Origin of the sequence: Microcoleus sp. B6-A1 (assembly GCF_036705085.1) — a bacterium.
Classification (GTDB): domain Bacteria; phylum Cyanobacteriota; class Cyanobacteriia; order Cyanobacteriales; family Microcoleaceae; genus Microcoleus.
The window spans coordinates 1-24,066 of record NZ_JAUBTU010000054.1; the positions used below are offsets into that span (position 1 = coordinate 1).

28 protein-coding genes are annotated in these 24,066 nt (G+C 45.4%); 12 read left to right on the forward strand and 16 right to left on the reverse strand.

The features are described from left to right. Positions 1 to 100 precede the first annotated feature (100 nt). Together QUB11_RS19610 and petN are read right to left on the reverse strand one after the other, a co-directional pair. Complete coding sequence (locus QUB11_RS19610) at positions 101 to 694, reverse strand: DJ-1/PfpI family protein (RefSeq protein WP_333202231.1); 594 nt, start codon at positions 692 to 694, stop codon at positions 101 to 103. A gap of 91 nt (positions 695 to 785) precedes the next feature. Continuing rightward, on the reverse strand, positions 786 to 875 hold the full coding sequence (gene petN / locus QUB11_RS19615) for a cytochrome b6-f complex subunit PetN (RefSeq protein ID WP_071883976.1): 90 nt from the start codon (positions 873 to 875) through the stop codon (positions 786 to 788). A gap of 82 nt (positions 876 to 957) precedes the next feature. Between petN and QUB11_RS19620 the strand changes: the two genes are divergently transcribed. Continuing rightward, positions 958 to 1,455: a hypothetical protein gene (locus tag QUB11_RS19620; protein WP_333202229.1), complete on the forward strand. Its 498-nt coding sequence runs from the start codon at positions 958 to 960 to the stop codon at positions 1,453 to 1,455. Between the two features lie 191 nt (positions 1,456 to 1,646). On the opposite strand, the gene QUB11_RS19625 is transcribed toward QUB11_RS19620, so the two are convergent. From QUB11_RS19625 to QUB11_RS19650, 6 genes are all read right to left on the reverse strand, one after another. Further along, a complete protein-coding gene (locus QUB11_RS19625) occupies positions 1,647 to 2,321 on the reverse strand; it encodes an SDR family oxidoreductase (protein WP_333202227.1) in 675 nt (224 codons plus the stop codon). 171 nt (positions 2,322 to 2,492) lie between these two features. Then, positions 2,493 to 3,104: a class I SAM-dependent methyltransferase gene (locus QUB11_RS19630; protein WP_333202226.1), complete on the reverse strand. Its 612-nt coding sequence runs from the start codon at positions 3,102 to 3,104 to the stop codon at positions 2,493 to 2,495. 345 nt (positions 3,105 to 3,449) lie between these two features. Beyond that, positions 3,450 to 4,493, reverse strand: coding sequence for a biotin synthase BioB (gene bioB, locus QUB11_RS19635; protein ID WP_333202225.1), 1,044 nt, complete (start codon positions 4,491 to 4,493; stop codon positions 3,450 to 3,452). A 17-nt stretch (positions 4,494 to 4,510) separates the two neighbouring features. Continuing rightward, a complete protein-coding gene (gene bioA, locus QUB11_RS19640; protein ID WP_333202223.1) occupies positions 4,511 to 5,815 on the reverse strand; it encodes an adenosylmethionine--8-amino-7-oxononanoate transaminase in 1,305 nt (434 codons plus the stop codon). A gap of 239 nt (positions 5,816 to 6,054) precedes the next feature. Further along, entirely contained in the window at positions 6,055 to 7,467 is a 1,413-nt protein-coding gene (locus QUB11_RS19645; RefSeq protein ID WP_333202221.1) for an adenylate/guanylate cyclase domain-containing protein, read from the reverse strand. Between the two features lie 381 nt (positions 7,468 to 7,848). Continuing rightward, complete coding sequence (locus QUB11_RS19650; protein WP_333202240.1) at positions 7,849 to 9,318, reverse strand: adenylate/guanylate cyclase domain-containing protein; 1,470 nt, start codon at positions 9,316 to 9,318, stop codon at positions 7,849 to 7,851. A gap of 306 nt (positions 9,319 to 9,624) precedes the next feature. On the opposite strand from QUB11_RS19650, the gene QUB11_RS19655 reads away from it, so the two are divergent. Together QUB11_RS19655 and QUB11_RS19660 are read left to right on the forward strand one after the other, a co-directional pair. Next, a complete protein-coding gene (locus QUB11_RS19655; RefSeq protein ID WP_333202219.1) occupies positions 9,625 to 10,374 on the forward strand; it encodes a class I SAM-dependent methyltransferase in 750 nt (249 codons plus the stop codon). Positions 10,375 to 10,626: 252 nt separating this feature from the next. Further along, positions 10,627 to 11,985 (forward strand): FAD-binding oxidoreductase, encoded by a 1,359-nt coding sequence (locus QUB11_RS19660; RefSeq protein WP_333202217.1) that lies wholly within the window; start codon positions 10,627 to 10,629, stop codon positions 11,983 to 11,985. Positions 11,986 to 12,264: 279 nt separating this feature from the next. Here QUB11_RS19660 and QUB11_RS19665 read toward each other — a convergent pair whose 3' ends face one another. Next, positions 12,265 to 12,648, reverse strand: a complete 384-nt coding sequence (locus QUB11_RS19665) for a hypothetical protein (RefSeq protein ID WP_333391471.1) — start codon at positions 12,646 to 12,648, stop codon at positions 12,265 to 12,267. Between the two features lie 360 nt (positions 12,649 to 13,008). Next, positions 13,009 to 13,899 (reverse strand): ABC transporter permease, encoded by an 891-nt coding sequence (locus QUB11_RS19670; RefSeq protein WP_333054424.1) that lies wholly within the window; start codon positions 13,897 to 13,899, stop codon positions 13,009 to 13,011. Between the two features lie 109 nt (positions 13,900 to 14,008). On the opposite strand from QUB11_RS19670, the gene QUB11_RS19675 reads away from it, so the two are divergent. The 7 genes from QUB11_RS19675 to QUB11_RS19705 all read left to right on the forward strand — a co-directional run bounded on the left by QUB11_RS19675 (position 14,009) and on the right by QUB11_RS19705 (position 16,571). Next, complete coding sequence (locus QUB11_RS19675) at positions 14,009 to 14,266, forward strand: hypothetical protein (RefSeq protein WP_333391473.1); 258 nt, start codon at positions 14,009 to 14,011, stop codon at positions 14,264 to 14,266. Positions 14,267 to 14,361: 95 nt separating this feature from the next. Beyond that, positions 14,362 to 14,568 (forward strand): type II toxin-antitoxin system HicB family antitoxin, encoded by a 207-nt coding sequence (locus QUB11_RS19680; protein ID WP_333251862.1) that lies wholly within the window; start codon positions 14,362 to 14,364, stop codon positions 14,566 to 14,568. Further along, complete coding sequence (locus tag QUB11_RS19685) at positions 14,561 to 14,818, forward strand: type II toxin-antitoxin system HicA family toxin (RefSeq protein WP_333264067.1); 258 nt, start codon at positions 14,561 to 14,563, stop codon at positions 14,816 to 14,818. The genes QUB11_RS19680 and QUB11_RS19685 overlap by 8 nt, the downstream gene beginning before the upstream one ends. 58 nt (positions 14,819 to 14,876) lie before the next feature. Next, positions 14,877 to 15,248, forward strand: coding sequence for a hypothetical protein (locus QUB11_RS19690; protein WP_333391475.1), 372 nt, complete (start codon positions 14,877 to 14,879; stop codon positions 15,246 to 15,248). Next, complete coding sequence (locus tag QUB11_RS19695; protein WP_333391477.1) at positions 15,245 to 15,667, forward strand: putative toxin-antitoxin system toxin component, PIN family; 423 nt, start codon at positions 15,245 to 15,247, stop codon at positions 15,665 to 15,667. Before QUB11_RS19690 ends, QUB11_RS19695 begins: the two co-directional genes overlap by 4 nt. A gap of 72 nt (positions 15,668 to 15,739) precedes the next feature. Then, positions 15,740 to 16,219 (forward strand): DUF433 domain-containing protein, encoded by a 480-nt coding sequence (locus tag QUB11_RS19700; protein WP_333391478.1) that lies wholly within the window; start codon positions 15,740 to 15,742, stop codon positions 16,217 to 16,219. Beyond that, positions 16,209 to 16,571, forward strand: coding sequence for a type II toxin-antitoxin system PemK/MazF family toxin (locus tag QUB11_RS19705; protein ID WP_333391480.1), 363 nt, complete (start codon positions 16,209 to 16,211; stop codon positions 16,569 to 16,571). The genes QUB11_RS19700 and QUB11_RS19705 overlap by 11 nt, the downstream gene beginning before the upstream one ends. 90 nt (positions 16,572 to 16,661) lie before the next feature. Here QUB11_RS19705 and QUB11_RS19710 read toward each other — a convergent pair whose 3' ends face one another. Continuing rightward, complete coding sequence (locus QUB11_RS19710; protein ID WP_333391482.1) at positions 16,662 to 17,189, reverse strand: hypothetical protein; 528 nt, start codon at positions 17,187 to 17,189, stop codon at positions 16,662 to 16,664. Positions 17,190 to 17,222: 33 nt separating this feature from the next. Next, on the reverse strand, positions 17,223 to 17,723 hold the full coding sequence (locus tag QUB11_RS19715; RefSeq protein ID WP_333391484.1) for a hypothetical protein: 501 nt from the start codon (positions 17,721 to 17,723) through the stop codon (positions 17,223 to 17,225). A 411-nt stretch (positions 17,724 to 18,134) separates the two neighbouring features. On the opposite strand from QUB11_RS19715, the gene QUB11_RS19720 reads away from it, so the two are divergent. Continuing rightward, entirely contained in the window at positions 18,135 to 19,568 is a 1,434-nt protein-coding gene (locus QUB11_RS19720; RefSeq protein WP_333391486.1) for an NB-ARC domain-containing protein, read from the forward strand. A 34-nt stretch (positions 19,569 to 19,602) separates the two neighbouring features. After that, on the forward strand, positions 19,603 to 20,214 hold the full coding sequence (locus tag QUB11_RS19725; protein WP_333391488.1) for a Uma2 family endonuclease: 612 nt from the start codon (positions 19,603 to 19,605) through the stop codon (positions 20,212 to 20,214). 31 nt (positions 20,215 to 20,245) lie between these two features. On the opposite strand, the gene QUB11_RS19730 is transcribed toward QUB11_RS19725, so the two are convergent. From QUB11_RS19730 to QUB11_RS19745, 4 genes are all read right to left on the reverse strand, one after another. Further along, positions 20,246 to 20,638 (reverse strand): DUF433 domain-containing protein, encoded by a 393-nt coding sequence (locus tag QUB11_RS19730; protein WP_333391490.1) that lies wholly within the window; start codon positions 20,636 to 20,638, stop codon positions 20,246 to 20,248. Positions 20,639 to 20,872: 234 nt separating this feature from the next. Continuing rightward, a complete protein-coding gene (locus QUB11_RS19735) occupies positions 20,873 to 21,895 on the reverse strand; it encodes an ABC transporter ATP-binding protein (protein WP_333391532.1) in 1,023 nt (340 codons plus the stop codon). A 604-nt stretch (positions 21,896 to 22,499) separates the two neighbouring features. Further along, positions 22,500 to 22,688 carry a hypothetical protein gene (locus tag QUB11_RS19740; protein WP_015175516.1) on the reverse strand — a complete coding sequence of 63 codons (189 nt, stop codon included), beginning with the start codon at positions 22,686 to 22,688 and terminating at the stop codon, positions 22,500 to 22,502. A 314-nt stretch (positions 22,689 to 23,002) separates the two neighbouring features. After that, positions 23,003 to 23,926, reverse strand: a complete 924-nt coding sequence (locus QUB11_RS19745) for a histone deacetylase (RefSeq protein WP_333391492.1) — start codon at positions 23,924 to 23,926, stop codon at positions 23,003 to 23,005. Positions 23,927 to 24,066 lie beyond the last annotated feature (140 nt).

A 24,066-nucleotide genomic window follows, 5' to 3' on the forward strand; every position in this document is an offset into this window, starting at 1 on the left:
CATCAATTATCCAAGATTCCACGCTCACAATGGGAACCCTGGCGACAATTTCTGCGACGGTTGCCTTATTTAATTCGCGATCCTAACTAATGACTAATAACTAATGACTATCTAAATGTTCGATCTTGGTTCCCAAAACTTTCAGGAATTCAGCTAGCCAGTTAGGATGTGCTGGCCACGCGGGGGCGGTGACTAAATTGCCATCGACTACGGCTTCGGTAACGGGAACTTCTGTATATTTGCCGCCGGCCCGGAGTACGTCGGGGCTGCAAGCGGGGTATGCGGTGCAGCGTTTGCCTTCGAGTACGCCTGCTGCTGTTAGAACCTGTAAGCCGTGACAAATAGATGCGATCGGCTTTTTGCTGTTGGCAAAGTAGCGGGTAATTTGCAGCACTTGTTCGTTGAGGCGGATGTATTCTGGGGCGCGTCCTCCGGGGATAATCAAAGCGTCGTAGTCGGCGGGGTTGATTTCGTCAAAAGTCGCGTTTAAAGTGAAGTTGTGACCGGGTTTTTCGCTGTAGGTTTGATCGCCTTCAAAGTCGTGAATTGCGGTGCGAATTGTTTGGCCTGCTGCTTTGTCCGGGCAGATGGCGTGGACGGTGTGGCCTACCATTTGCAGTGCTTGGAAAGGAACCATTACTTCGTAGTCTTCTACAAAGTCGCCGACTAACATTAATATTTTTTTTGCTGTCATGTTTCCAACTCCTGTTATTTTGATTTGGTTAAATAGGATTTAAAAAAATGCGGGGCAGTTAAAAAGCTGGCCCCGCAAGCTATTCTGGAATCTAGAAACCGTTGCGTCCCCAAATGACCATTGAAATTGAGAAGGAGAACAGAACTAGCACCGAAACCCAACCGAGTGACAAAATATCCATAGCTATTTATTGAACAAACTGTACAAAGTGACTCCAAACCTTATGATAGGTCAATTTGAGCCATTTTTGAAATGAGGGCGCTGTGAAGGATTCGTCAAATTTTAGTGCGGCTGAACGGGTAGAATCTTTGAAGGCAGGGAGTGTTGCTGCTTTGTCTTGTTTGCTGGCTTTTGGGGCGATCGCCCTTGGTAATAGCTTAATTTTAGCAAATAGGTTAGATTCTCTGGCGAGTTTGCAGGTAAGGGAAATTGACCTAAATTTTGCCGCCCGAGGGGCGATCGCACTTTTGGGCGGTTTTTTGTTCGGCGTGACTTACCGCTATGCGATTCGCCGAGATGTTAACCCGCAGCTTAAATCTGGTGCGGTGTTGGCTTTTGGGTTGGTGCGGGCTTTTGGACAGTTGGATGCTGGATTGTTTTTTGAGGCGGGACTTTCTTTTGAGGCGGGCAAGATGCCCGCCCTACAGGAGTTATTGCCGTTTGCTGTTCGCGGTGTCGAGAGTGTGGTATTGTTTGCGATCGCGGGTTTGGTTTTGGATTGGGCGATCGGGCGATCGTGGATTAAGCCTTTCGATTCTTGAGATTTGCCGTTGGTTGGGGACAGGTTTACGATCGCCCTCCGTCAAAAACTTGTAGGGGCGGGTTCACCAATAGTTTCAAAGGATACCCAAAGACTCAAAAACCCGCCCCCACCCCGCGCGATCGCCACCCAAGTGGGGGCGGGTTTACGAGATTATCGGTTTTAGGCAATTATTGTTGGTAAAACCCGCCCCTACAGATTTAATTCCTCAAATTCTGGATTGCCGTAAACCATCTGTTTATCTACCGCCGACAAAACTTTATTGTTAGCAGCCTCAGAAACCAAACACTGACAAACTAGCAGCGCTACATCCGCCCGGTGAATCGTTCCAGAAACTCGAAAATCTTCTGTTAAAATACCGTTGCCTGTGGCAGGTTCCGATTTGAGTCCGCCGGGACGAATCACTGTATAAATCATCCCGCTTTCTATCAAATGATTTTCGGCTTTTTCCTTTTCAATTAAAACCGGGCGCAAAGTTTCTAAAGCTTGGGGCGGCAAAGCGCCGACACTATTACCGCTGCCGATTGATGAAACTAAAATAAACTTTTGCACGCCTGCTTTGACAGCCGCATCAATCAAGTTTTTGTTGCCCAAATAATCGGATAATTCTACATCTTTGGGCAAGCCGCCAATTGTGCTGATTACGGCATGAATTGGCTCACCCCCAGCCATCGCCGCTTCCATAGCTGCTGCATCCAAAGCATCGCCAGTCACGACTTTGATGCCCATTGCTTCTAATTCGCTGCTGGTGGCGGGCGATCGCAAAAGTGCTGTTACTTGCATCTTTTTTGCTGTGAGACATTTGGCGATTTCTAAGCCGACTCCTCGACTAGCACCTGCTAAAAAAATGTGGGATTTCTCTGTCATATTAATTGTGTTTTAAGTTATGCAGAAATTGGTTGTTTTGACTGTGGAACAGTATACAACAATCCTCTGTAATTTTTTGAATTAGTTTTTTTTAACCGCAGAGGGCGCAGAGGGCGCAGAGGAAGAGAGGGGAATGATTTGCAATTACCGATTCCCAATTTCCCATTTACGTTAGAGTTTTTTGCCCACTATTACTACCCAAGATTGAGCTTCGCGCGGTAAGCCGGGGGGGCGATAGTAGTGATTGACAATTGCAAATCCCGCTTGTTCTAAACAAGGCGCTAAAGTATGATATTCCCATCCGGCAGTATAGCGTTTTCCCGTTGGCCGCTCGTCGTATCCCTCCCAATTTCCCCGGCACATTGACATGACAATTGCACCGTTAACAACTAAGGCTTTGTGCAAATTTTGCAGGACTTTCACCATCTCATCGCTGGGAACGTGAATCAGGGAAGCATTGGCAAAAATACCGTCAAATTCTGCTTTTGGTAAGTCGAGATTCAGAAAAGATTGCTGCCAAACTTCGCATCCTGACAACTCTTTTGCTATTTCTACAAAAGCTGGAGTTGCATCTAAGCCTACAACTGTGTGTCCTTGGCTCTTGAACGCTACTAAATCTCGTCCCGGCCCGCATCCTATATCGAGAATTTTACCGGGAGTGCGGGGCATGGCAGCGGTCAGTGCGGAGCGATTTTGGGATACGTCGTGATGCCAAGTTCCTTCTCGGAAAGATTCGGCAGTTAGCTGGTATTCTGCGATCGTAATTTCTTCGCGTTTGTCCATAATTTCCCCCCCTTGTATGATTTTAGATTTTAGATTTTAGATTTTAGATTGAAGAATGTCTACCGTAGGGACACTCCAAAAGCCCATTGGTGTCAAGTTAAGGCTAAAACCCTTGATAAATATCGGTTTTACCAGAGTCTAGATCCCCCTAAATCCCCCTGATTGTTGGGGAGTAGGGGTTGACTTTGATCAAACTCTTGTCCCCCCCTTCTTAAGGGGGGCTAGGGGGGATCGAACCCTAATAGTCAAACAGCAGGATGGTACTAAGTTTGACGTTAATTTGACACGCTTTGGGCTCTTGGAGTGTCCTACTCTATTTCATCCGATTGAAAACTGCTATAAGAGTTACACAACCAGGGTTTTTTGTTCGGATTTGGTAACTGCTGAATCAACTTCTAATAGAGAACCTTCGGGGGATTCGATCGCAAATCCCGCATCTCGAATCATGTCCCAATCTTGATGGGCAGCTTGTCCGGGAGTTGTCAGATAATCGCCAACAAAGATAGAATTAGCGGGGTAGAGTCCGAGAGGTTGCAGCGATCGCAAATGCACCTCCCGTCCCCCAGCAATCCGAATTTCTTGACTGGGAAGCAAAAATCGGAACAAACAGAGAATTCGCAAACATTGGCGGGGAGTTAACCTGTTCACATCTGCAAATGGCGTACCAGGAATCGGAATGAAAAAATTAACCGGCACGCTAGTAACGCCCAACTTGCGAAGCGAAAGGGCTAAATCGATCGCATCATCATCCGATTCGCCCATCCCCAAAATTCCGCCGGAACAAGTTGTGATTCCCGCTGCTTTTACGTGTTCGACGGTTTCCACCCGATCGCCAAAAGTGTGAGTGGTGCAAATATCCGTGTGATATGATTCGGAAGTATTGAGATTGTGATTTACGCGATCGACTCCAGCTTTAGCCAGCCGATGAGTTTGCTCCTGGCTCAACAATCCCAAACAAGCGCAAATTTTCAGGTTATAATTTGCCTTCACAGTCTCGACAGCATCCAAAACGCGATCGAAAGTAGAAGCGTTAGGTTGACGGCCCGAAATTACCAAACAAAACGTACCTGCTTTTAAATCTGCTGCGCGTTGGGCGGCATCCAGAATTTTCTCCTTAGCTAAAAGCGGATATTTCTCAATTTCCGCAGTCGAAATTTTTGACTGAGAACAATAATGGCAATCTTCAGGACAAAGGCCACTTTGAGCGTTTAACAAATAGTGCAGCCTGACTCGGTTTCCCCAGTAGTGGCGGCGCACCCGATAAGCTGCGTTTAGTTGTTCCAGCAAAACCTCATCCGGTGCGCGCAATACGGCTAAAGATTGCTCGCGAGAGAGACATTTGCCCGCCAGCGCGTCGTCAGCCAAATCGTTCCAATTGGGTAAATTCATTACTAAAATTAAAGGGTTTACAGAGTATCCAAAACCTGACGAATCACCCGATAAATCGATTCTAGTTCATCAGGAGAAATGCAGTAGGGAGGCATCAAGTAAAGCGTATTTCCCAAGGGGCGGAGCAAAAACCCCGCTTCGAGAAATCTGGCTTTCAATACAGGAGCAATGTCATTAAAATAACCGGAAACGCTTTCCGTTTTCACCTCCATTGCTGCGATGGTGCCACAAGTCCGAATCCGTTCTAGTTTAGGATGATTTCTCAGCCATTGATTCAGATATTGGTGGTGCAGTTTTTCCATCCCTTGATAAACATTTGGGTTTTGCTCCAAAAGCTCCAGAGATGCTACACTCACCGCACAAGCTAAGGGATTTCCGGTGTAAGAATGACCGTGAAAAAAAGCTTTGTCCCATTCATCTCGCCAGAAAGCTTGATAAATATCCTCCGATGCCATTGTGACAGCAATTGGCAAGCAGCCACCAGACAATCCTTTAGACAAACACAGGATATCCGGTGAAGTTCCAGATTTAACCGAGGCAAACAGTTCACCCGTGCGACCAAAACCAGTCATTACTTCATCGTAAATCAACAATACATTAAACTGGGCCGCAAGTTGTGCGATCGCCCGCAAAAACTCAGGGCGGCACATTCGCATCCCCCCAGAACCTTGCACCAAAGGTTCGATAAAAATTCCCGCATAGCTGCCCTGCTTTAAAAAAAACTCCAATTTCTCTAAACTCGCCGCCTCCTTGCTTTCCACCTCATCATCGCCGTCAAAAGTCGCCGGAAAAGGAACAACATCCCCCGCAAACATTAAAGGTGCAAAAGATTCCCACCACAGCGAACTTCTGCCAGCAGACATCGCGCCCACAGTATCGCCGTGATAACCTCCCTCAAAACTAATAAAGCTAGTACGGTTAGTTTCTCCGAGATTGCGCCAATATTGAAATGCCATTTTCAGAGCAACTTCAACAGCAGTCGAGCCATTATCAGAAAAGAAAATCCGCGTTAAAGAAGCAGGCGTATGAGTTAGCAATTTACTCGCAAGTTTCTCGGCCGGTTCGTGAGTAAACCCCGCAAAGATTACGTGTTCTAACTTTTGGGCTTGCTCGTAAAGAGCCTCAGCCAGAACCGGATGGCTGTGCCCATGAACAGTCACCCACCAACTAGAAATGCAGTCGAGAATTTGCCGCCCATCTGCTAATTCCAGCACCGATCCTTTGCCGCGAATTACCTTCAGTGGCGGGGCAGCCGTTTTCATTTGCGTGAAGGGCTGCCAAATCGGTGAATTTGAAGAATTATGTTCCTGATCCGCAGTCATTTTTCCCAATCAAACTAATATTAACTTGCCTTTTAATATAGCAATAATAGCTACCTTGTGAAATTTTTATTTTGTCTTATTTCTTTTTCTCTTCCTACCCTTCGGGAACGGCTTCGCCGAACGTGTCCTTAGCGTCTTCGCGGTTCCTTCCAAAAAAACCTAGTTTGGTGTCGAGGGCGGCTGCCTGGGAACGTCAGCCCCCATACCACGTATTCGCGGGCGATGGTTAAAATTGTCAGTTACAATTTTCTGCCTTTGAGCAAATAAGTCGTCATAGATCCTTTGCCTTTAACATTAATTTTACCGCGCTTTTCCAACAAATACTTATCGCACAGCAACTCATAAGTTGAGTTGCTAACTTGAATTTTACCAGGAAGTCCCTGAGATTCCATGCGGCTTGCTGTATTCACAGCATCTCCCCACAAATCGTAAATAAACTTTTTAGTGCCGATGACACCTGCTACAACAGGCCCAGTATTAATGCCAATGCGGATATTGAGAGGTTGACCGCATTCGTCGCGGAATTTCATAATTTCTTGCTGCATTTCCAGGGCCATTTCGGCAATAGATTCGGCGTGATTTGTACAGGGAAGTGGCAAACCGCCTGCTACCATATAATTGTCGCCGATAGTCTTAATTTTTTCTAAGCCGTATTGTTCGCTTAAGCGATCGAAAGCTGAAAATATTTTGTTAAGCAATTCGACTAATTCTTCAGGAGACGTGCGCGAAGATATTTCGGTAAAGCCCACAATATCAGCAAACAAAACCGTAACCTCGGCAAATCCGTCCGCAATATTTATCTGACCTTGTTTGAGGCGATCGGCAATCATTACCGGTAATATATTTAGTAATAAACGTTCCGACTTTTCTTGTTCGGCGCGCAATACTTCTTCAGCTTGTTTCCGCTGTGCGATTTCCTTGTATACTCGGTGAAACATTTGATTGAATGCGACCATAAGTTCTCCCAACTCGTCATCCCGCTTGACAGACAGAGAGTAGAAATCAGGTTGTTTTCGATCTTTGCTCAAAGCGTCTCCAGCAGCGATCAAGTCATCGCGCAATCTCAAGATAGGTGCAATTACTGTCACCCCTAAAAAGAACATAGTCACAGAAGTGACAAAGGCTGATATAATGATGACTAGAACAGCAACCCGTGCGATAAATGCGTATAGTTCGGGCTGAACCGTGGAAGCATCGTGGCGAACAATTAAGATATAATCGCCTCCCAAATGTCTCTCCGTCCAAGCAATATCGTACCTCTTGTCATCGAAATTGTGATTGTGAACTATACGAGATTTTTTTAGTTGCTCGAAACGGATTTCTGGCGGTTCGCCAAGTGTATATATTAGCTCACCGTTAGCTTGGTAAATAGACAGTCCTAACACTACTTGAGAATCCTTAATAATGTTTTTTACTTCTTCTTGCAAGAAAGTGCGATCGGAAATATCTTGTTGCAGCAAAAACTCTAAGGAATCAACAGTCGCCCGAGATACCTGTTCCAGTTGGCTTAAAAGTTCATTTTCTCGCCGAAAATAAGAGGGAACTAAAATAATTCCCTCTATGACAAGAATGCTAGCAAATACCCACAAAGCTATTTGCCTAGACAAGCGAGATTGGAAAAATTTCAAGAATGATAAAATCCGCGCTGACATAAAATTTAGTATTCTGCAAATGGCTAATTTAGGATATAGGAAAAGAAACCGGGTTTCTCGTCATAAATTTTGGGTTGGTCAACGAAGCAACCGTCCCGAAACCGGGTTTTTCGCATCCCCTGTGTAATTCCTGTAATTGTCAGCACTCAGCAACCAGCAGCCATTAACTGTTACTTTTTGGCTGCTTGCTGCTGACTAATATCATGTCCGATTGATTAACCATAATATCGCGGTCGGGGCGGCTTTTTCAGATTGTCAATTATTGGCAGCTATTGTTGGCTCACGGCCCCCTACGAAAATCGCGGTCGATCGACCGGACATGATATAATGACTGATGACTCTCGACTAACTAGCAGACCCCTTAATAATATAATAAACAAATTAAACCGAAACTGCGCTGACTAGCCTGCCTGCAAGCAGATAAGTATTCATATCGCCCTTGCCTTTGATGTGGATAATTCCTCTGTCTTCAAACAGATACTTATTTCTCAAGATATCGTAAGTTGATTGTGTGACTTGAATCGCGCCGGCAATCCCGTGGGATTCCATGCGGGATGCTGTATTGACGGCATCGCCCCAGAGATCGTAAATGAATTTTTTAGTGCCAATAACCCCCGCAATTGCAGGCCCGGTATTGATACCGATGCGAATGTTAATTCCTGCATGATGTTTGGCATTAAATTTTGCTAATTCCTCCTGCATATCTAAAGCCATTTCCGCAATGCTTTCGGCGTGGTTGGTGCTGGGATTGGGCAAACCTCCGACTACCATGTAAGCATCTCCAATTGTTTTGATTTTTTCCAACCCATACTTTTCCGTTAAACCATCGAAGGCTGAAAAAATTTCGTTGAGAAACTTGAGCAATTCTTCGGGAGATATTTGTGCTGAAAGCACGGTAAAGCCTACGATATCTGCAAACAAAATAGTGACTTCTGCGAAGCCGTCAGCAATACTGCTTTGACCGTTTTTTAGCTTAGCAGCAATGGATTCGGGTAAAATATTGAGCAGCAGGCGATCGCACTTTTCCTGTTCTTTTACCAATTCTACATTAGTTTCTTGCAATTGTGCCGTCCGTTCCCTGACCCGCTGTTCTAATTGTTTAGCATTTTGGCGCAACCTGCTGATAGATAAAGTTAATCCTGTCACCCCTAAAGCTGAAAGTCCTACTAACAGTAAAAACAGGTTTTTAAGTTCACTTTGAGTAGTTTGAGTGATGGTATCGAGAGGTTGAGTAATTTCTAATATCCCCCGCACATCTCCTACTTTCCAATCACTTTTAGGACTGTCGCGGTGAGTATTGTGACAGTTAAGGCAGGTAGAACTTAGAATATCTGCCTCGGCATATCGAAAGGCTGGCTTGCCGCGAAAATTATCAACTCGGAAAAACTTTTGTGTCGGATTTTGCGTCAAATACGTAATAGCTTGCCGTTCAAAATCGTCTCGGACTCCGCCTTCTTCTCGCCGCCAGGGAAACGGGTAGTCGCTGTAGAGACGAAGCGATACTTCGGGATTTTTGTTGGTGATATTTTTTCCGAGTTCTATTAAGAAAGTGGCCGGTACCGGAATTGTTACTTTTGTCGGGTTGTAGTCGTGGGTAAAGTTAATTGCTTTAGCGGCGTTGAGAGGATTGATAACATCGGAACTGTAAAGGGTGCGGGCTTCTTTAACTGCTTGGGCATAGAGGGTGGCATTTTGGAGGGCTTGCGATTCGATTAGGGTGGAGGAAAGACGAGACATATTTGCCATTGCTACTCCTACACCTACACAAAATAAAATTGTCACCGCAAGCAGAATTCGCTTGTAAATTAATTGGCTGATGGCAGCCCGAATTTTAGAAATCAACTGGCGCATGGTATCCTCAAGTGTGAGGTTTAATCTTGATGGGAATTTATGCACTACTAACATAACACTGCTTTTTCAGACTGTTTTGCTGGCGTCCGGGGTAAAGCAAGACTCTCTGGGTGTAACCGAGGATTTATTATTGTTTACCGCGAGGGTTTCGCTTATCCGTAAGAATACGCATAACTTTATAGTGGTTTTCTGTTGAGTGAAGTACAGATGATCGGGTAAGGACACGGCGCCGTGCCCTCTCCCTACTTCATGCAATTTTTGCTTTATATCGGTTAGGATAGCAATTGTAGTCTATGGTTGGCGATCGTGAATTCTGACTCTACTGCCTCACCTGCGCGCCACGAAATTTTTCCGGGAGAAGTTTTCGTCAATACTGCCAATTTTGATACCGGCATTCGGCGACTTTTACCTAAATATGACGAAATGTTGGATGTATTAGCAGGCTGCATTGCTAACGCAAACCACCGCATTTTAGAACTCGGCAGCGGTACGGGGGAACTCACTTTAAAAGTTCTCCAACGCTACCCGTCTGCGGAAATAGTGGCTGTCGATTACTCGCCACGAATGCTTGATTTTGCCCGCGCCAAAATAGAGTCGGCAGGATACGCAACCCGGTGGACTGGCATAGAAATGGATTTTGGAGAATGGGCAAACAATCCAAATTTATCAGGCTTGGGCGATAAATTCAATGCTTGCATTTCATCTCTGGCAATTCACCATCTTGAAGATGAGATGAAGTTGAAATTGTTTCAACGCATTCGCGAAAGTTTAAATGCTGGTGGCTGTTTTTGGAATGCCGATCCTCTATTAGCAGAATCAGCAGCAATGAAAGATATTTATCAAGCGGCGCGAGAAGATTGGGCGCGAAATCAGGGGGAAACTTTAGCACAAATTCGTGCAAATGTGGGGACGAGTGTCTCTTACGGATATTCTAATCCCGATCGCCTAGCTACACTTTCGGCACAGTTGGAAATGCTGGTCTCATCTGGATTTGACACTGTGGCAGTGCCTTGGAAATACTACGGGATGGCGGTTTTTGGGGGATTTGTTAATTAAAAAAAACATTCTTGGAGGCAGAAGTTCTATATGTAGGGTGCGCGAATAAGCACCTTACTACTTAAAGAAAGATTGCAGTTAGTATTTTATGTTACTAAGTTGTGATTGAGAAAATATATAATATGAATTCCGGTTGCATTGGAATGATTAAACCGCAGAGTACGCAGAGAACGCAGAGGAAGAGAACAGAGAGATGAATAATTCCGATGAAGGGCGGATTTGATATAATACTGCTAGCATAAAGGAAAAAAAATGACTGCAACTGCGATTCAAAGTATTGACTGGGATGCTTTTTCTTCGGAACTATCGGGAATTGAAATAATTAGCGATCGCGCGCAAGTTGTCAAGCTATCTCAAGACTATTATCACTTCAGTCCAGTTTTGCAACCTCTCTTAAGTGATAAAACAGGAGATTTAGTAGTTCGTCCCGCCAGCGAAGCCGAAGTTTTGCGGATTGCTGCAGCCTGCGTCAAATCCAAAATTCCGCTAACAGTCAGAGGTGCAGGAACGGGCAATTACGGGCAGTGCATTCCCCTCAAGGGCGGCGTCATTTTAGATACCACCAAAATGCACAGTATCCGCTGGATAAAACCGGGTTTAGCTTGCGTAGAACCGGGGGTAAAAATGTCGGTTTTCGACAAACAAGCGCGAGAAACTGGTTGGGAATTGCGGATGGTTCCCTCAACCTATCGCACCGCAACGATTGGCGGATTTATTGGTGGCGGTAGCGGGGGAATTGGTTCGATAACTTATGGGCAATTGCGCGATCGGGGAAATCTTCATGCCGTTCGAGTTGTTACAATGGAAGACGAGCCCCGCGTCATCGAATTGCGCGGCGATGAAGTGCAAAAAGTCAATCACGCTTACGGCACAAATGGGATTATTACTGAGTTAGAAATTCCCCTCGCCCCTGCTTATGCTTGGGCGGAAATCATCGTCGCTTTTGACGATTTTATGACATCGGCAAACTTCGGTCAAGCTTTGGGCGATGCTGACGGAATTATCAAAAAACTAATTTGTGTTTGTGCTTGGCCGATTCCTGCTTATTTTGCTGCTTTCCGCGAGGCAATTCCTGAAGGTAAGCACTGCGCTTTGTTAATGGTAGCTGAATCTTGTCTGGAACCGCTGCAAGATTTGGTGCGGGAATATGGCGGCACAATTTGCTATCAAAAAAACGCGCAAGCAGCGAGCAAAGGTGCAGCAATTGCTGAATTTACTTGGAATCATACAACTCTACACGCTCGCAGCGCTGATCCGTCTCTGACTTATTTGCAGACGCTTTTTCCCGCAGATAAAGGTTTGAAATTGATTGAGGAACTGTATAATTTTTATGGGGATGAGGTGATGATGCACTTGGAGTTTTTGCGGATGAATGGCAGGGCGATCGCCGCGGCTTTGCAAATAGTTCGCTACACTACGGAATCACGGCTCAATGAAATTATTCGCTATCACGAAGAGCAAGGCGCACTGATTGCTAATCCTCACACTTATATATTGGAAGATGGAGGGATGAAAAGTATTAATGTGGAACAGTTGCAGTTTAAAGAGTTGGTCGATCCTTACGGTTTGCTGAATCCGGGTAAAATGCGGGCGTGGTTGGAACGGGATTAAGGGCGATGGTTTTTAGATAAGATTCGGATCTTGAAATCGCTGCTATACAAACGAAGTCCGGATGGTGCGCGGACTAATAAATAAAAGACCTCTTGCACAAATAACTAGGACGGGCAAGAGGCCCATCCCACAAGTGTTATTTTTTCTTGTGGGATGGGCATCTTGCCCGTCCAATAAATTTATGAAAAGGACTTTTGCAAGAGGTCTAAAGATTAAAACTCGGCGGTTGAAACCGCTGCTAGACTAACGAAGTCCGCCTTCGCGAACTAAGGAAGCAATTTAAGGGACGGGGGCGGTAATTTCTGCTGGTGCGATCGCCCCTTCAGAAGGTACAGCTTGCTTTTCCAGTAGTAGGCGCTGTTTGTTGCGAAATTCTGTGGCCGCATCGTTTAAATTTTGGCGCTGTTCGCTATTAAATTCTTCCATGCTGCGGCCGCCGCCCAATTTGGATCGGTGAATTAAATCAAATATTCCGCTGCCGCTGCTGCGGCCGGAAAATGGGTCGGTATTGTCTTGAGTTTGAAAGTCTTGCAGCGGTTGGGCATTATTTAAACCGCTGGCTTGAGCGAAGCTTGCTTGAGGGGAGAACAGAGCACAGGATGCGATCGCGCTTGCAGCAATCCCAATGATCAATTTCCCCGATTTAAAAGTTTTGGTGTTCATAATTTATTAGTGGAACTTTCAAAAAAACAATTCTATCTAAACAATATTCTGACTTGCGACTGAATATTATATTACTTCGCTGGGGCTAAGGACACCGCACCGTGCCCACTGGTGTCAACAATCGCCTGAAAGCCTTGATAAATCTCGTTTTTACCTGAGTCCAGATCCCCCTAAATCCCCCTTAAGAAGGGGAGTAGGGGTTGACTTTGACCGCTTCTTGTCCCCCCCTTTTTAAGGGGGGTTAGGGGGGATCTGGGCCTAATCGCCAAACAGCAGTCTCTGAGTAGGTTTGAAGTTAAGTTGACACGATCCAGGGCATTGCCGTGTCCTAGAATTGACGGTGCAGGTTAAACGATCGCCCTAAGCAAACCTGCGTCGCAGCAGGGGTTGAATGCTCAGCAGCGCCACCAAATCAAACGCCAGCAGCACTAACAGCGCTCCTCCAAAGGTGACTGTACCCCAAGGAGCGTGCATCACGACACTGGCTAGCGACCAATCGCTGTGCAGGTACAGGTAGCGGATGGGTTCGATCGCATAACTCAGAGGATTGAGAGTCACCACAACTTGCAGCCACTCTGGCATAAATGACAGCGGCGCGAGGGCTGTGCTGGCAAATAACAGCGGCAGGTTAGTAACAAAAATTACCGCTATTAATTCTACGTGACCGGGAAGAGCGAAGGCTAAACCCAGACTCAAGCCGGTGACGCCCAAAACTAACAGCAGGACAATTAGGGCGATCGCCCCCAGTCCGGCAATTCCGGGGAATCCCGCGCCCAAAAACGCTCCCGCTGTAACGATTGTGCCGGTTTGGATAAAGCTGAGGGTGACGATAAAAATAGCCGAAGCTAGAACGATCGAGAATCTGGAAGCCAGGGGCGCGACTAACAGGCGGTTGAGAAATCCGAACTCGCGATCGAACATAATCGGCAAACCAGCATTCAGCGCCCCGGCAAAGGCTGTAAAAACGATTACACCGGCGCCGAGAAATTGTCCGTAATTCTGGCTTTCGCCGAACAAGCCGGCGGGTGCATTTTCAAACAGAGCTCCGAACAAAACCAACCACATCAGCGGCTGAATAATGCCTGCAACTAGCGTGGAGGGGCGGCGCTGCAATTGAATAAACAGGCGCTTGGTTAAGGCGAGTGTTTCTTGGATGAAGTCGCCCAGCAGGGAAGTGGAAGTGTCGGCGGATGCCGTGGAGAGTGGCCGCTGCTGGTTGAGGTTGTTGGGGGATGTAACAGTACCGCTCATAATTGCTTGTTGATTAAATCTCACTATCTTTACAGTAGCAAGTCTGGAGGTATTGGTGGTGTTGGGCGGGCGATCGCTTTTTGTGTGGAGTTTTGGTAAACTGAATATCATGTTATCGCACAAACCAGACCTCGCCGAACAAGTTAATGATTGGGAATTTATCGAATTGTGGGTAGATCCAATTGTTTTTCCTCCTCGTATTTTGATGTTAGTGAGTGCAAAAAAGGGAGGATTTTGTATTTACGATCCATCAGCAAACTATAAGTCTCTGTTTTTAAGTTCCAGCTATGATGAGGCTCATTCATGGCTTTTGGAAGATGAGTATGAGCGCTGCGATGGTCGGCTTTTGGCGGAGGAAATTGCTTGATTTTTTTAGAGGAGATATTGTGGTCAAATATAAGTATAAGCTCTCATTAACGCTACTGGATATGCTAGATTAAGTATGAAGAATTTGGCAAAAAAATGTCTTGTACTTTCACGGCAATTGTTTATTGGGAAGAGGATGTTTATGTAGCCGAGTGTCCTGAAGTGGGAACGGCTAGCCAAGGAGAGACGATCGAAGAGGCGATCGCCAATCTCAAAGAAGCAACGGAACTTTATTTAGAAGAATTCCCTCTGCCTAAAACTTCCCCCCGTCTGCTAACTACATTTGAGGTATTGAGTGCCTAAACTACCGCGAGTTAGTAGTGCAGAAGCCATCCGGGCTTTGGAACGCTTAGGCTTTATTCAAGTACGGCAGCGAGGCAGCCATGCTATTTTGAAGAAACAACTACCGATCGATGATGAGTCGAATCCTCAAGGCGCGATCGAGGTGGGCTGTGTAGTACCAGTGCAGCGTAAAACTTTGGCTGTTGGAACCCTCAACAGTATTCTAAATCAGGCAGGGATTTCTGTTGAAGATTTTTTGAGAAATCTTTAGATATATTGAAAGAGCGATTCCTGCGGGATAGTTCGGCTAAACAAGGGAGGATAAAGCTATGTCATCAAGTGCGATCGCCACTTTGGTCAAAATCATGGAATCTTTGCCGGAAACTCTGCAAGATAGAGTTGTTGAACACCTGCGAGAATACATTCTGAAATCAAATATTACTGTGACTGTCAACCCCGACGGTAAGTTAGAAATTCCCACTGAGATTGAGGCTCAACTGAAGCCTGGGGATCGATATGCAGTTACAGTGGCAGGAGATAGTATTGTTTTTCAGAAGGTAGCAGGTTTTGACTGGGAGGAATGGGAACGCCGAGTAGAAGCAGCGAGTCCCGATCCTGATGAGTTAACAATGGAAGAAATTTGCGAACTTGTGCGGGAAGTGCGTCGCGAGAAAGGTTCTGAAATAGAGTCGCACAAATGAAAATTGTAGTGGATACTAATATCTTTGTGTCAGGCTGGCTGTGGGGAGGTATCCCAGCTCGTTTATTCAGATTAGCTCGAACTCGTCAACTCATAATTTGTGCTTCTGAACCAATACTAGCAGAATTAGAGAATACTTTGAACAAACAAAAACTCCAGGCGAGATTACAGTCTTTGAGTTTTACCGTTAATGGTTTAATGAGCGGAACGCGAGAGATAGTGGAAGTTTATCCAATTTCCACTATCAACGTGCCTGAGTTACGAGATGCTAATGACAATATGATTTTAGGAACTGCGATCGCTGCTGATGCTGATGCAATTGTTACGGGCGATCTGGATTTGTTAGTGTTGCAGGAATATGAGGGGATTCCTATTGTTACGGCTAGGGAGTTTTTGGAGCGTTATTTTCCAGAAAATTAGGGGGCGATCGCTCTTGCTGTGACAGTGCTATGCTAGATAGCAGAACCATCAGACATTGGCGGGGAAAAAATCTTGTCAACTATCACGGATATAGGAACTTTAATTAGCCGTCAGCCTGACATACATGGTGGCTGTCCAATTATTGCCGGAACGGGTGTTACAGTCCGGCGCATTGCTATTTGGTACAAGCAAAGTTTGAGTGCAGAAGAAATTGCCGATCGCATCGGGCATTTAACTCTCACCCAAGTCTATGCAGCTTTGACTTATTACCATGCTAACCGAGAGGAAATTGATGCTGATATTGCAGCGGAGGAAGCAGAAGTATCTCGAATAGAAGCATTGAATTATCAGCGTAAGATTCAAAAGCAGCAGACGGATATAGCTTTAGAAATACCAACAGTAGCCAACTATCCCAGTCGCAGAGAATTTATGCAATTGCCGTTAGAAGAGAGGCGAAACATTCTAGCAAAACAAGCTGAGGTAATGTTGCAGCATTACCAGGAAGATAGAGAATGGCAAGAATTAGAAGCAGGAGATTTAATTGACTACTAACTCTCCTTCTCCTAAACGGGGTGATATTTGGTTGGCTAATTTTGACCCAACAGTGGGAGCAGAAATCCAAAAAATCCGTCCCACTGTAGTGGTAAGTTCTGATAGTGTTGGCAAGTTACCAATCAAATTGGCTGCACCTATTACAGATTGGAAAAAATATTATGCTGGCAATATCTGGCACGTTAAGATTGAGCCAGATATTGCTAATGGTTTAACGAAAGTTTCGGCAGTGGATCTGTTGCAATTACGGGGTATGGATGTACAAAGATTCATTCGTAAAATAGGAGAACTTTCGACTACTGATATGGAGGAAATTGCTAGGGCGATCGCGGCTGTAGTAGAGTATCAGTAGTTATTTATCAAGAGCGATCGCGCTTGGGTTAAGTAAGGGCGATCGCTGACTTACAACTTAGCATTCCCAGGTTACGCAGTCAGAAGGCAGTTATGGTTTAGCAGCTTTAACCACCTCCTCAACCATTTTAATCGCCTCTTTGATTGCAATTTTACCGCTTTCTACGGCGCTAATTAAATCCTGAGCGTCTTTCGGGCTAATTAAATCGAGCCTGACGGGTTCTTTCAAGGAAACAATAAATTTAGTTTTATCGCTGTCTTCCAGCTTGGAGGCTCTTTCTTTGGCTTCAACATCTCTTAGCTGTTCTTTTAAGTTTTTAAGCATTTCTTCTTGTTTTCCCTCATTATAATTGCCCTCAAATATTCGTTTTACCCCTACAAGAGCAGCAGCACCTAAAGCTGCACCGCCAACAACTAATCCTACGGGAGGTGCAACGGTTATTAACCCAAATAGAAGTGGTATACCACCGAAAGCTGCCACCGCCGCACCAGCACCGGCCGCCCCCACCACACCAATGCCAATATCGGCTAAAATCCCTAATTTATCATGTGGGTTTTTTTCCAATTGCTCTATTGACTTAAGAATTTGCTCTTTGGTTGGCGTTTTATTTGCAGACATATTAGACCTCAATCTTTTTGCTAATTTGGGCAGTTAAGCAGTGATGACGTTGCGGAAAATTGTATTGAAAACGTCTATCAGTAATTGAAAAAAATCTTTGGCCATCTCAATAATCTCTTGAACAATTCCAATAATTCCATCAGACACCTCTTTGCCTCGATCGAGTCGGTGGCCGGCTATTGCACCAATTGGGATACCCAGCGCTGTTGCCAAAGGTTCTAATAACGGGCCTACAAATGGTATTGAACTTGCCAAAATTCTTACAGCGACACCAACAGCAACCCCGAGCGCTAAATGGGGATGAGCTTTGACAAATTCTATGATTTTAATGAGGAGAATTTTGCCGATAAGTAAAACTTTGTTAGCAGCTTTTTTCGTGTATGTGGCAAGTTCATGCAGCCGGATCGTGACTTCATGCGGCAAGCCGATATCATTTAACCACACATACAAGTCGCTGCTAGTCATTGCATCAGCATCGACTTGCCAGAGAGCCATTTTTAAATTAGCTTGCGGTAGGGATAATGCACTAGACATGATTGTTTCCTCTGGTAAATTAGAAAAATTTTCCGAACATTTCGCGAGGCTAAAAGCCCCTAAACATTACTCACCGATCCAGCAACATTGCGAGCAACTTCTTTAACCGTTAGGGATACAGCCACATTTTGAGCAACTTTTTGAACCGTTAGGGATGCACCCTGATATCTGACATAGTTGCGCCAGTCAGATTTACATGGTTAAAATCTTTTAGGTTGCCTAAGATTGTTTTAAAGCCCCTGCTTGAATTTTAAGTTAATTTTTCTGTAGTGTAAAGTAGGAGAATGTCACAATTTGCCAGTAGTTGATAAAATTAGCTAGCCGTTCAAGGTCACATTTTGCCATCCTTAGTCAGAAAAAGTCAGAAAAAGTCTGATACAATAGATAAAACCTCCTACATTTACCCAATAAATGGATGTTCAAGAACTCTTAAGGTTGGCCGATGGCTTGGTGTTCACTAAGACGGGCAAACACCTAGACGATCTGCAACAGGCAGTAGTACGGGGAACTTGGCAAGGTAAAAGATACTCCGAAATTTCCAAAGAGGTTCATTGTACTGAACGCCATGTCAGAAATGTTGCCTCAAAGTTATGGCAAATTCTTTCAAAAATCTTAGAGGAAGATGTTAATAAATCCAATTTTAGCTCCACAATGGAAAGATATGAAATTTCTAAAATTTCAAATTCGGGTTATTTTAACCTTGTCCACAAAGGGAATATAAACGTCTGCACAGAAACCTCGCACCCTCCAAAAACTCCACAACACTCACCGCCTGCACAAACCTCAACTGAAGACGACACCCAAGAGAAAGTGCGACTCGATTTAAGAGATGCACCGGAGATCAAAACCTTCTACAACTACCCCAACTCACCCCTCACCGCCCTCGAAAATGCGATCGCCCGCCAAAACTGCCGCCTCCTCACCATCACAGGCATGGCAGGCACCGGCAAAAGTGCGATCGCCCGTAACCTCATCCCCCAAATTCAAACTCAATTCGATCGCATCATCTGGCGCAGTCTCCGCACCTCCCCACCCCTCGAAACCACCCTCAAAACCCTCATTCAATTTCTCTCAAATCAACACCCCCCCAACCCCCCCTTACCAAGGGGGGGCGAAGAGAGGGTTGTCCCCACAAACACCGATGTTCAGTTATCAATCCTAATCGAATATTTGCGAGACAATCGCTGTCTAATCATCCTCGATGACGTGCAGCAAATTCTCAGCAGCGGGCAACTTGCAGGACATTATAAACCCGGATATGAAAATTACGGAACCTTATTTAAACTCATCGGCGAAATTACCCACAATAGCTGCTTAATCCTCAATAGTTGGGAACCTCCCTCAGACATCATCACATTCACCGACGATAATTCAGCAGTACGTTTATTGCAGTTAACTGGTTTAGGTGAAGTCGCCACAGAAATTCTGAGAGAAAAAGGTTTATTAGATGAAGAATACTGGCCAGAATTGATTGAACTTTATCAAGGCAATCCCCTATGGTTAAAATTAGTCGCTCAAACTATTAACAACTTATTTAGCGGTAGAGTATCTCAATATTTGAGTTATCAACCAGTATTTTTAAGCGATGAATTGACACCGATATTGCAGCAGCAATATCAGCGGTTGTCGGAAATAGAAAAACAGGCGATCGCTCTAATCAGCAATGAAACTGAACCGCTCTCGCTTACTCAATTGATGGCGAAATGTCAAGGATCGCAAGGCGAATTATTCACAGCAATTCAATCTTTAACAAGACGGGGAATGCTAGAAAAATTGAGCTATGAAGCTGAAACCGTTTTCAACATTCAACATATCTTGAAAAAATATGTTAAAATGGTTAGCTAATAGTTTTAAAGATGTAGCTAAATGAGAGCCAACCATGACTATAGCACCAATCCAAACGAAGCAACTGCTTACTTTTGAGCAATTTATCAAGCAACTTCCAGATGAAGGCCGTTATGAACTGGTAAATGGAGAAATTGTGCAAATATTACCAATAAGACTGCATGAGGATGTTGCCGATTTTCTTATCAAACAGTTTGATAGAGAGGTCGATCGCATCCCCCTCAATTATAGGGTATCTGGTCGATTTATGCTGAGGACTTTAACCTCAAATGGTAAAGAACAAGGCCGACATCCTGATGTTACAGTAGTAGACAAAACTGTTTGGAAATCGAAGCCTTTCGCCTATACAGCACTAACTGAACCCCCACAATTAGTGGTAGAAGTTGTATCAACAAATTGGGAAGATGATTATATCGATAAGCTAGATGAATATCAGCGGCTGGGAATTTCTGAATATTGGATTGTCGATTATTTAGCTTTGGGTAGCAGAAACTATTTGGGCAACCCGAAAGAACCGACTGTTTTTGTTTACCTGCTCGATGAAAATGGGGTTTATCAAATGACTGCTTACCGAGGAACTGAGCGAATTATATCTCGAACTTTTCCCGAATTAGCATTGACAGCAGAACAAATCTTGGATGTATAGCAGTTGACAGTTGCTGTAGGGTGCGTCGCTATCAAAAACCTTCAAAAAGATCGACCATCTCACAGCGACGCACCTTACAAACCGGGTTCAGTAAACAAGATTGTTTTTCGCCTAACAAGCGCGATCGCACAACGCCCAGATCTGGTTGAATACCTAACAAACGCTGACGAACGGAATCTGCTAATTGCTCGCGATAATTGAGATAAGCTTCTACTGCTTCTTGGTGTCGGAGATAATAGCCGATCGCACTATAGACATCCGACAACGACAGAGTTGAATAACGCTGCACAATAGATTCCGGCGACGCACCATCCTGAAAAGCTCGAATCACCAATTCCAGCAAAACTCTTGAGTTTCCCACCCGAATAGCACCTGTTGCATCTTCTCGAAAAGGAGGCGCTTCAACTTCCAAAACAAGATTCATCTATTAATATCCCCCCAAATTACGATCGTATTTTAGATTCTATAGGACTTACCCACGGGTGGTCAGAAACCGGGTTTTTTTACGAAAATACACAGGTTGCAGCCCGCAGATTCGGTAAAAAACCCGGTTTCTTTAGTCGCGCGGAGTTATCCCAAAGAGCATCCCCCCAACTTTCCTCAATTAATCCGTGTATCCGTGTCAAAATCCGTGTCGTGCATTCCCTCTTCCCTCAAACTACGATCGCATCGCCTGTTTTTGCTCCGCCTTCAAATCGCGGTTGCTAGCAGCAGCCAACTCCGCATCCAACAGCGTCTTACCAGTCGCAGCCAAATACACATCATCCAAACTCGGCCGAGATTGAGCAATCCCAAAAGTAGGCAATCCCGCATCTTTTAAAGCTTGCTGAATAGTCACCAGCGCATCGCTTTGCGGTGTTACTACTAAATTGAGAGAATTTCCTTGAGCCGCGTTGACAATTACTTCCTGCACAAAAGGCAAAGATTGCATCAGAGTTTTAGCTTTTTCAGCTTCTTCGATCGGCGAAAACTCCCGAATCCGCAGAGTCACCCGATCGCCCCCAACCCGATTTTTCAACTCCTCCGGCGTCCCCTCAGCAATCACCGTACCCTTGTCAATAATCGCCACGCGATCGGCCAAAGCATCCACTTCTTCGAGATAATGGCTGGTAATCAAAACCGTCGTACCTTCCTCCCGCAACCGGCGCAGGAAATCCCACACAACCACCCGGCTTTCAATATCGAGCCCGACAGTCGGTTCGTCTAACACCAAAACATCCGGCTGGTGAAGCAACCCAGCAGCTAAGTCGAGGCGTTTGCGGATACCGCCGGAATAAGTACCCGTCTTTTTATTTTCCCACTCCTCCAAACCGAGGAGTTGCACCATTTTGTCAATCCGCCCTTTAATCGTAGGGCGCGGCAAATGGTAAAGCGCGGCTTGCAGTTGCAGGAGTTCTCGCCCCGTCAGCACCTTATCGAGAGCCACTTCTTGGGCGACATAGCCTAGTCTTTGTCTGGCAATTCTCGGCTGGCTGACAGCAGAAATGCCAGACACTTCAATGCGTCCGCTATCGGGCGCACTCAAAGTACAAAGTACCCGCAGGGTTGTGGTTTTGCCTGCACCGTTGGGGCCTAGCAAACCAAATATTTCCCCCGGTTCTACCTTGAAGGAAACATCTTTAACGGCTTCTACAGTGCCGTAGCGTTTCTGAAGATTTTCAATTAAAACGGCGGGAGCCATATATTTTGGGGATGAACTGGTTGTTAATATTTTGACACTTCTGAGCTCAAATTGCCGGAATGGTCGATCGACCCATGCGACTCGGTGTGCTTGTAACGATCGCACACTCCTCCTCAACCGGAAACAGCTTATAGTTTTGATTTTTAATACCCGTTTATAAAATATCAACTTTTTAACGGCTCTCAACCCTGATATTCATCAGTTTTCCCACTCTCCCATCTCCCATCTCACCTCCAAAAAATTATGAGTTTTGAGTTAATTATAACTTTTCAGTTAACAACTCAAAACTCACAATTGTTCAACAAGTAGAGATGCACCCGAAACCTGTTATTTTATAATTATCTCTACCTATAGGCTGATGTGTAGCGAGATTTTGATAATTAACACACTGGTCAAACACATCACACTTTCGAGCCAACTATTAAACACAAAAAACTTCCCGAATTGGCAAGTTCTCCTTGTAACGAGTTCCCAAAAAATGTAACTGTAGGCCCGTGGTCTCAACCCCGATAGTTATCAGTCATCACCAATTCTTTAATCGCAAATCGAAAATCGAAAATCGAAAATGGTATTAACTCCTTTACAGAGAGTGGCTGCCAGGTCTTTAATCGACAATTTTTACCCAACCGCGGCGAACGTTGTACAGCAGTCGGTTGATGATGGCATACTCATCTTCATTCAGTGTTCTTTCTAAGAGTGCAGATCTGAGCTGTCTCCGGTCGTGGCGAGTCACGACGCTGGAGAACATGACCTGACCAAATAACTCTTCGAGTGTCATTTGGGATACTGACATGATAAACCTCCTAGTTGATTGAGACAGATAAAATTTTAACAGGCTTGTTGTATTTGTATTATGCACTCTGGGAGCGACTTCAAAGGCGATCGAAAACATTGACACCGTGTGATTTTTTGGTTAAAAATCTGTGACCGAGACTTTGATGCCCAGTGACTTGGATCTCTTAAATTGGTGATGCTTGTCACTAAAGTCAGAGGGGAAAAGTCAGAAGTCAGAGGGAAAAAGGCCCTTGCAGCCCGATCGCCCTCAACAACTCTCCATCTCGTCCTCATGGCTTCTCAACCTTATTTTCCCATCTTCCAATTTTCCAGCTAATTGAGGCATCGGTCAATAGTCGCGACAACCGACTCTGCCAACTCTTTGAGCGCGTAACCCCCCTCCAAACCAAAGGCGATGCGGCGGGTGAGTTGCAGGCAGTATCCGGTGAAAGTACCGAAATCTGACGGCATCAGAGTCATGCTCGCCAGCGGATCGGACGCAGTAGCGTCATAACCGGCGCTGACAATCAACAAATCCGGTTCAAATTTGGACAAAAAAGGCACGACCAGAGATTCAAAGGCGCTCAGGTATTCAGCTATGCCACTGCCGGGATAGAGGGGAATGTTCAGCACGTTGTCGTAGGCACCGCGCTCCTCGGCATCTCCTGTTCCCGGATAGCACGGAGATTGGTGCAGGGAACAGTAGGCAATTTGCCGGCAGTTTTCCACCAAAGATTGAGTGCCGTTGCCGTGGTGCACGTCCCAGTCGAGGACAGCGACGCGGTTGATTCCCGGCTGTTCCAGGGCGTAGTGAGCGGCGATCGCAGCATTGGAAAACAAGCAAAAACCCATCGCGCGGGCGTTTTCGGCGTGGTGTCCCGGCGGCCTGGCCAGCACAAAAGCCGGTTCCCCCGCAGCCACCACTTGATCGAGCCCATCGAGCCAAGCACTCGCCGCCAGCAGCGCTACGTCGTAACTTTCAGCAGAAATCGGCGTATCACCGTCGAGGTAGCCGCCACCCCGATGAGCCAAATGTTCGATTTCTTTGATGTATCTTTGCGAGTGAACTTTTTTGATAGCCGATAACAGTTGTTGTTCGCGCTGCGCCACTGGGGTGGGCAGTTGCCATTCAATTTGATCCGCCCAGGGAGCAGCTTTCAGAGCATTGACGATCGCCGTTAAACGTTCTGGTCGCTCTGGGTGAAGCATTCCAGTCTTGTGCAGCAAGAAATCTTCGGAGTAGATGACGGGTAGCATCGGCTGATTTTAGATTTTAGATTTTAGATTTTAGATTTTTACTTAGCTTTAAGAAGGCCTTCGGTTTTGTGAAATTAAAATTTCGATCGAGTAACCATTTTAATTTCTTAGATGGCCGTCAAAAAAACTCACGAAAGCAT

Coding starts and splice junctions, on each gene's coding strand:
- QUB11_RS19610 (WP_333202231.1), bottom strand. CDS start 694: ATGACAGCAAAAAAAATATTAATGTTAGTCGGCGACTTTGTAGAAGAC.
- petN (WP_071883976.1), bottom strand. CDS start 875: ATGGATATTTTGTCACTCGGTTGGGTTTCGGTGCTAGTTCTGTTCTCC.
- QUB11_RS19625 (WP_333202227.1), bottom strand. CDS start 2,321: ATGACAGAGAAATCCCACATTTTTTTAGCAGGTGCTAGTCGAGGAGTC.
- QUB11_RS19630 (WP_333202226.1), bottom strand. CDS start 3,104: ATGGACAAACGCGAAGAAATTACGATCGCAGAATACCAGCTAACTGCC.
- bioB (WP_333202225.1), bottom strand. CDS start 4,493: ATGAATTTACCCAATTGGAACGATTTGGCTGACGACGCGCTGGCGGGC.
- bioA (WP_333202223.1), bottom strand. CDS start 5,815: ATGACTGCGGATCAGGAACATAATTCTTCAAATTCACCGATTTGGCAG.
- QUB11_RS19645 (WP_333202221.1), bottom strand. CDS start 7,467: ATGTCAGCGCGGATTTTATCATTCTTGAAATTTTTCCAATCTCGCTTG.
- QUB11_RS19650 (WP_333202240.1), bottom strand. CDS start 9,318: ATGCGCCAGTTGATTTCTAAAATTCGGGCTGCCATCAGCCAATTAATT.
- QUB11_RS19660 (WP_333202217.1), top strand. CDS start 10,627: ATGACTGCAACTGCGATTCAAAGTATTGACTGGGATGCTTTTTCTTCG.
- QUB11_RS19665 (WP_333391471.1), bottom strand. CDS start 12,648: ATGAACACCAAAACTTTTAAATCGGGGAAATTGATCATTGGGATTGCT.
- QUB11_RS19670 (WP_333054424.1), bottom strand. CDS start 13,899: ATGAGCGGTACTGTTACATCCCCCAACAACCTCAACCAGCAGCGGCCA.
- QUB11_RS19675 (WP_333391473.1), top strand. CDS start 14,009: ATGTTATCGCACAAACCAGACCTCGCCGAACAAGTTAATGATTGGGAA.
- QUB11_RS19680 (WP_333251862.1), top strand. CDS start 14,362: ATGTCTTGTACTTTCACGGCAATTGTTTATTGGGAAGAGGATGTTTAT.
- QUB11_RS19690 (WP_333391475.1), top strand. CDS start 14,877: ATGTCATCAAGTGCGATCGCCACTTTGGTCAAAATCATGGAATCTTTG.
- QUB11_RS19695 (WP_333391477.1), top strand. CDS start 15,245: ATGAAAATTGTAGTGGATACTAATATCTTTGTGTCAGGCTGGCTGTGG.
- QUB11_RS19710 (WP_333391482.1), bottom strand. CDS start 17,189: ATGTCTGCAAATAAAACGCCAACCAAAGAGCAAATTCTTAAGTCAATA.
- QUB11_RS19715 (WP_333391484.1), bottom strand. CDS start 17,723: ATGTCTAGTGCATTATCCCTACCGCAAGCTAATTTAAAAATGGCTCTC.
- QUB11_RS19720 (WP_333391486.1), top strand. CDS start 18,135: ATGGATGTTCAAGAACTCTTAAGGTTGGCCGATGGCTTGGTGTTCACT.
- QUB11_RS19725 (WP_333391488.1), top strand. CDS start 19,603: ATGACTATAGCACCAATCCAAACGAAGCAACTGCTTACTTTTGAGCAA.
- QUB11_RS19730 (WP_333391490.1), bottom strand. CDS start 20,638: ATGAATCTTGTTTTGGAAGTTGAAGCGCCTCCTTTTCGAGAAGATGCA.
- QUB11_RS19735 (WP_333391532.1), bottom strand. CDS start 21,895: ATGGCTCCCGCCGTTTTAATTGAAAATCTTCAGAAACGCTACGGCACT.
- QUB11_RS19740 (WP_015175516.1), bottom strand. CDS start 22,688: ATGTCAGTATCCCAAATGACACTCGAAGAGTTATTTGGTCAGGTCATG.
- QUB11_RS19745 (WP_333391492.1), bottom strand. CDS start 23,926: ATGCTACCCGTCATCTACTCCGAAGATTTCTTGCTGCACAAGACTGGA.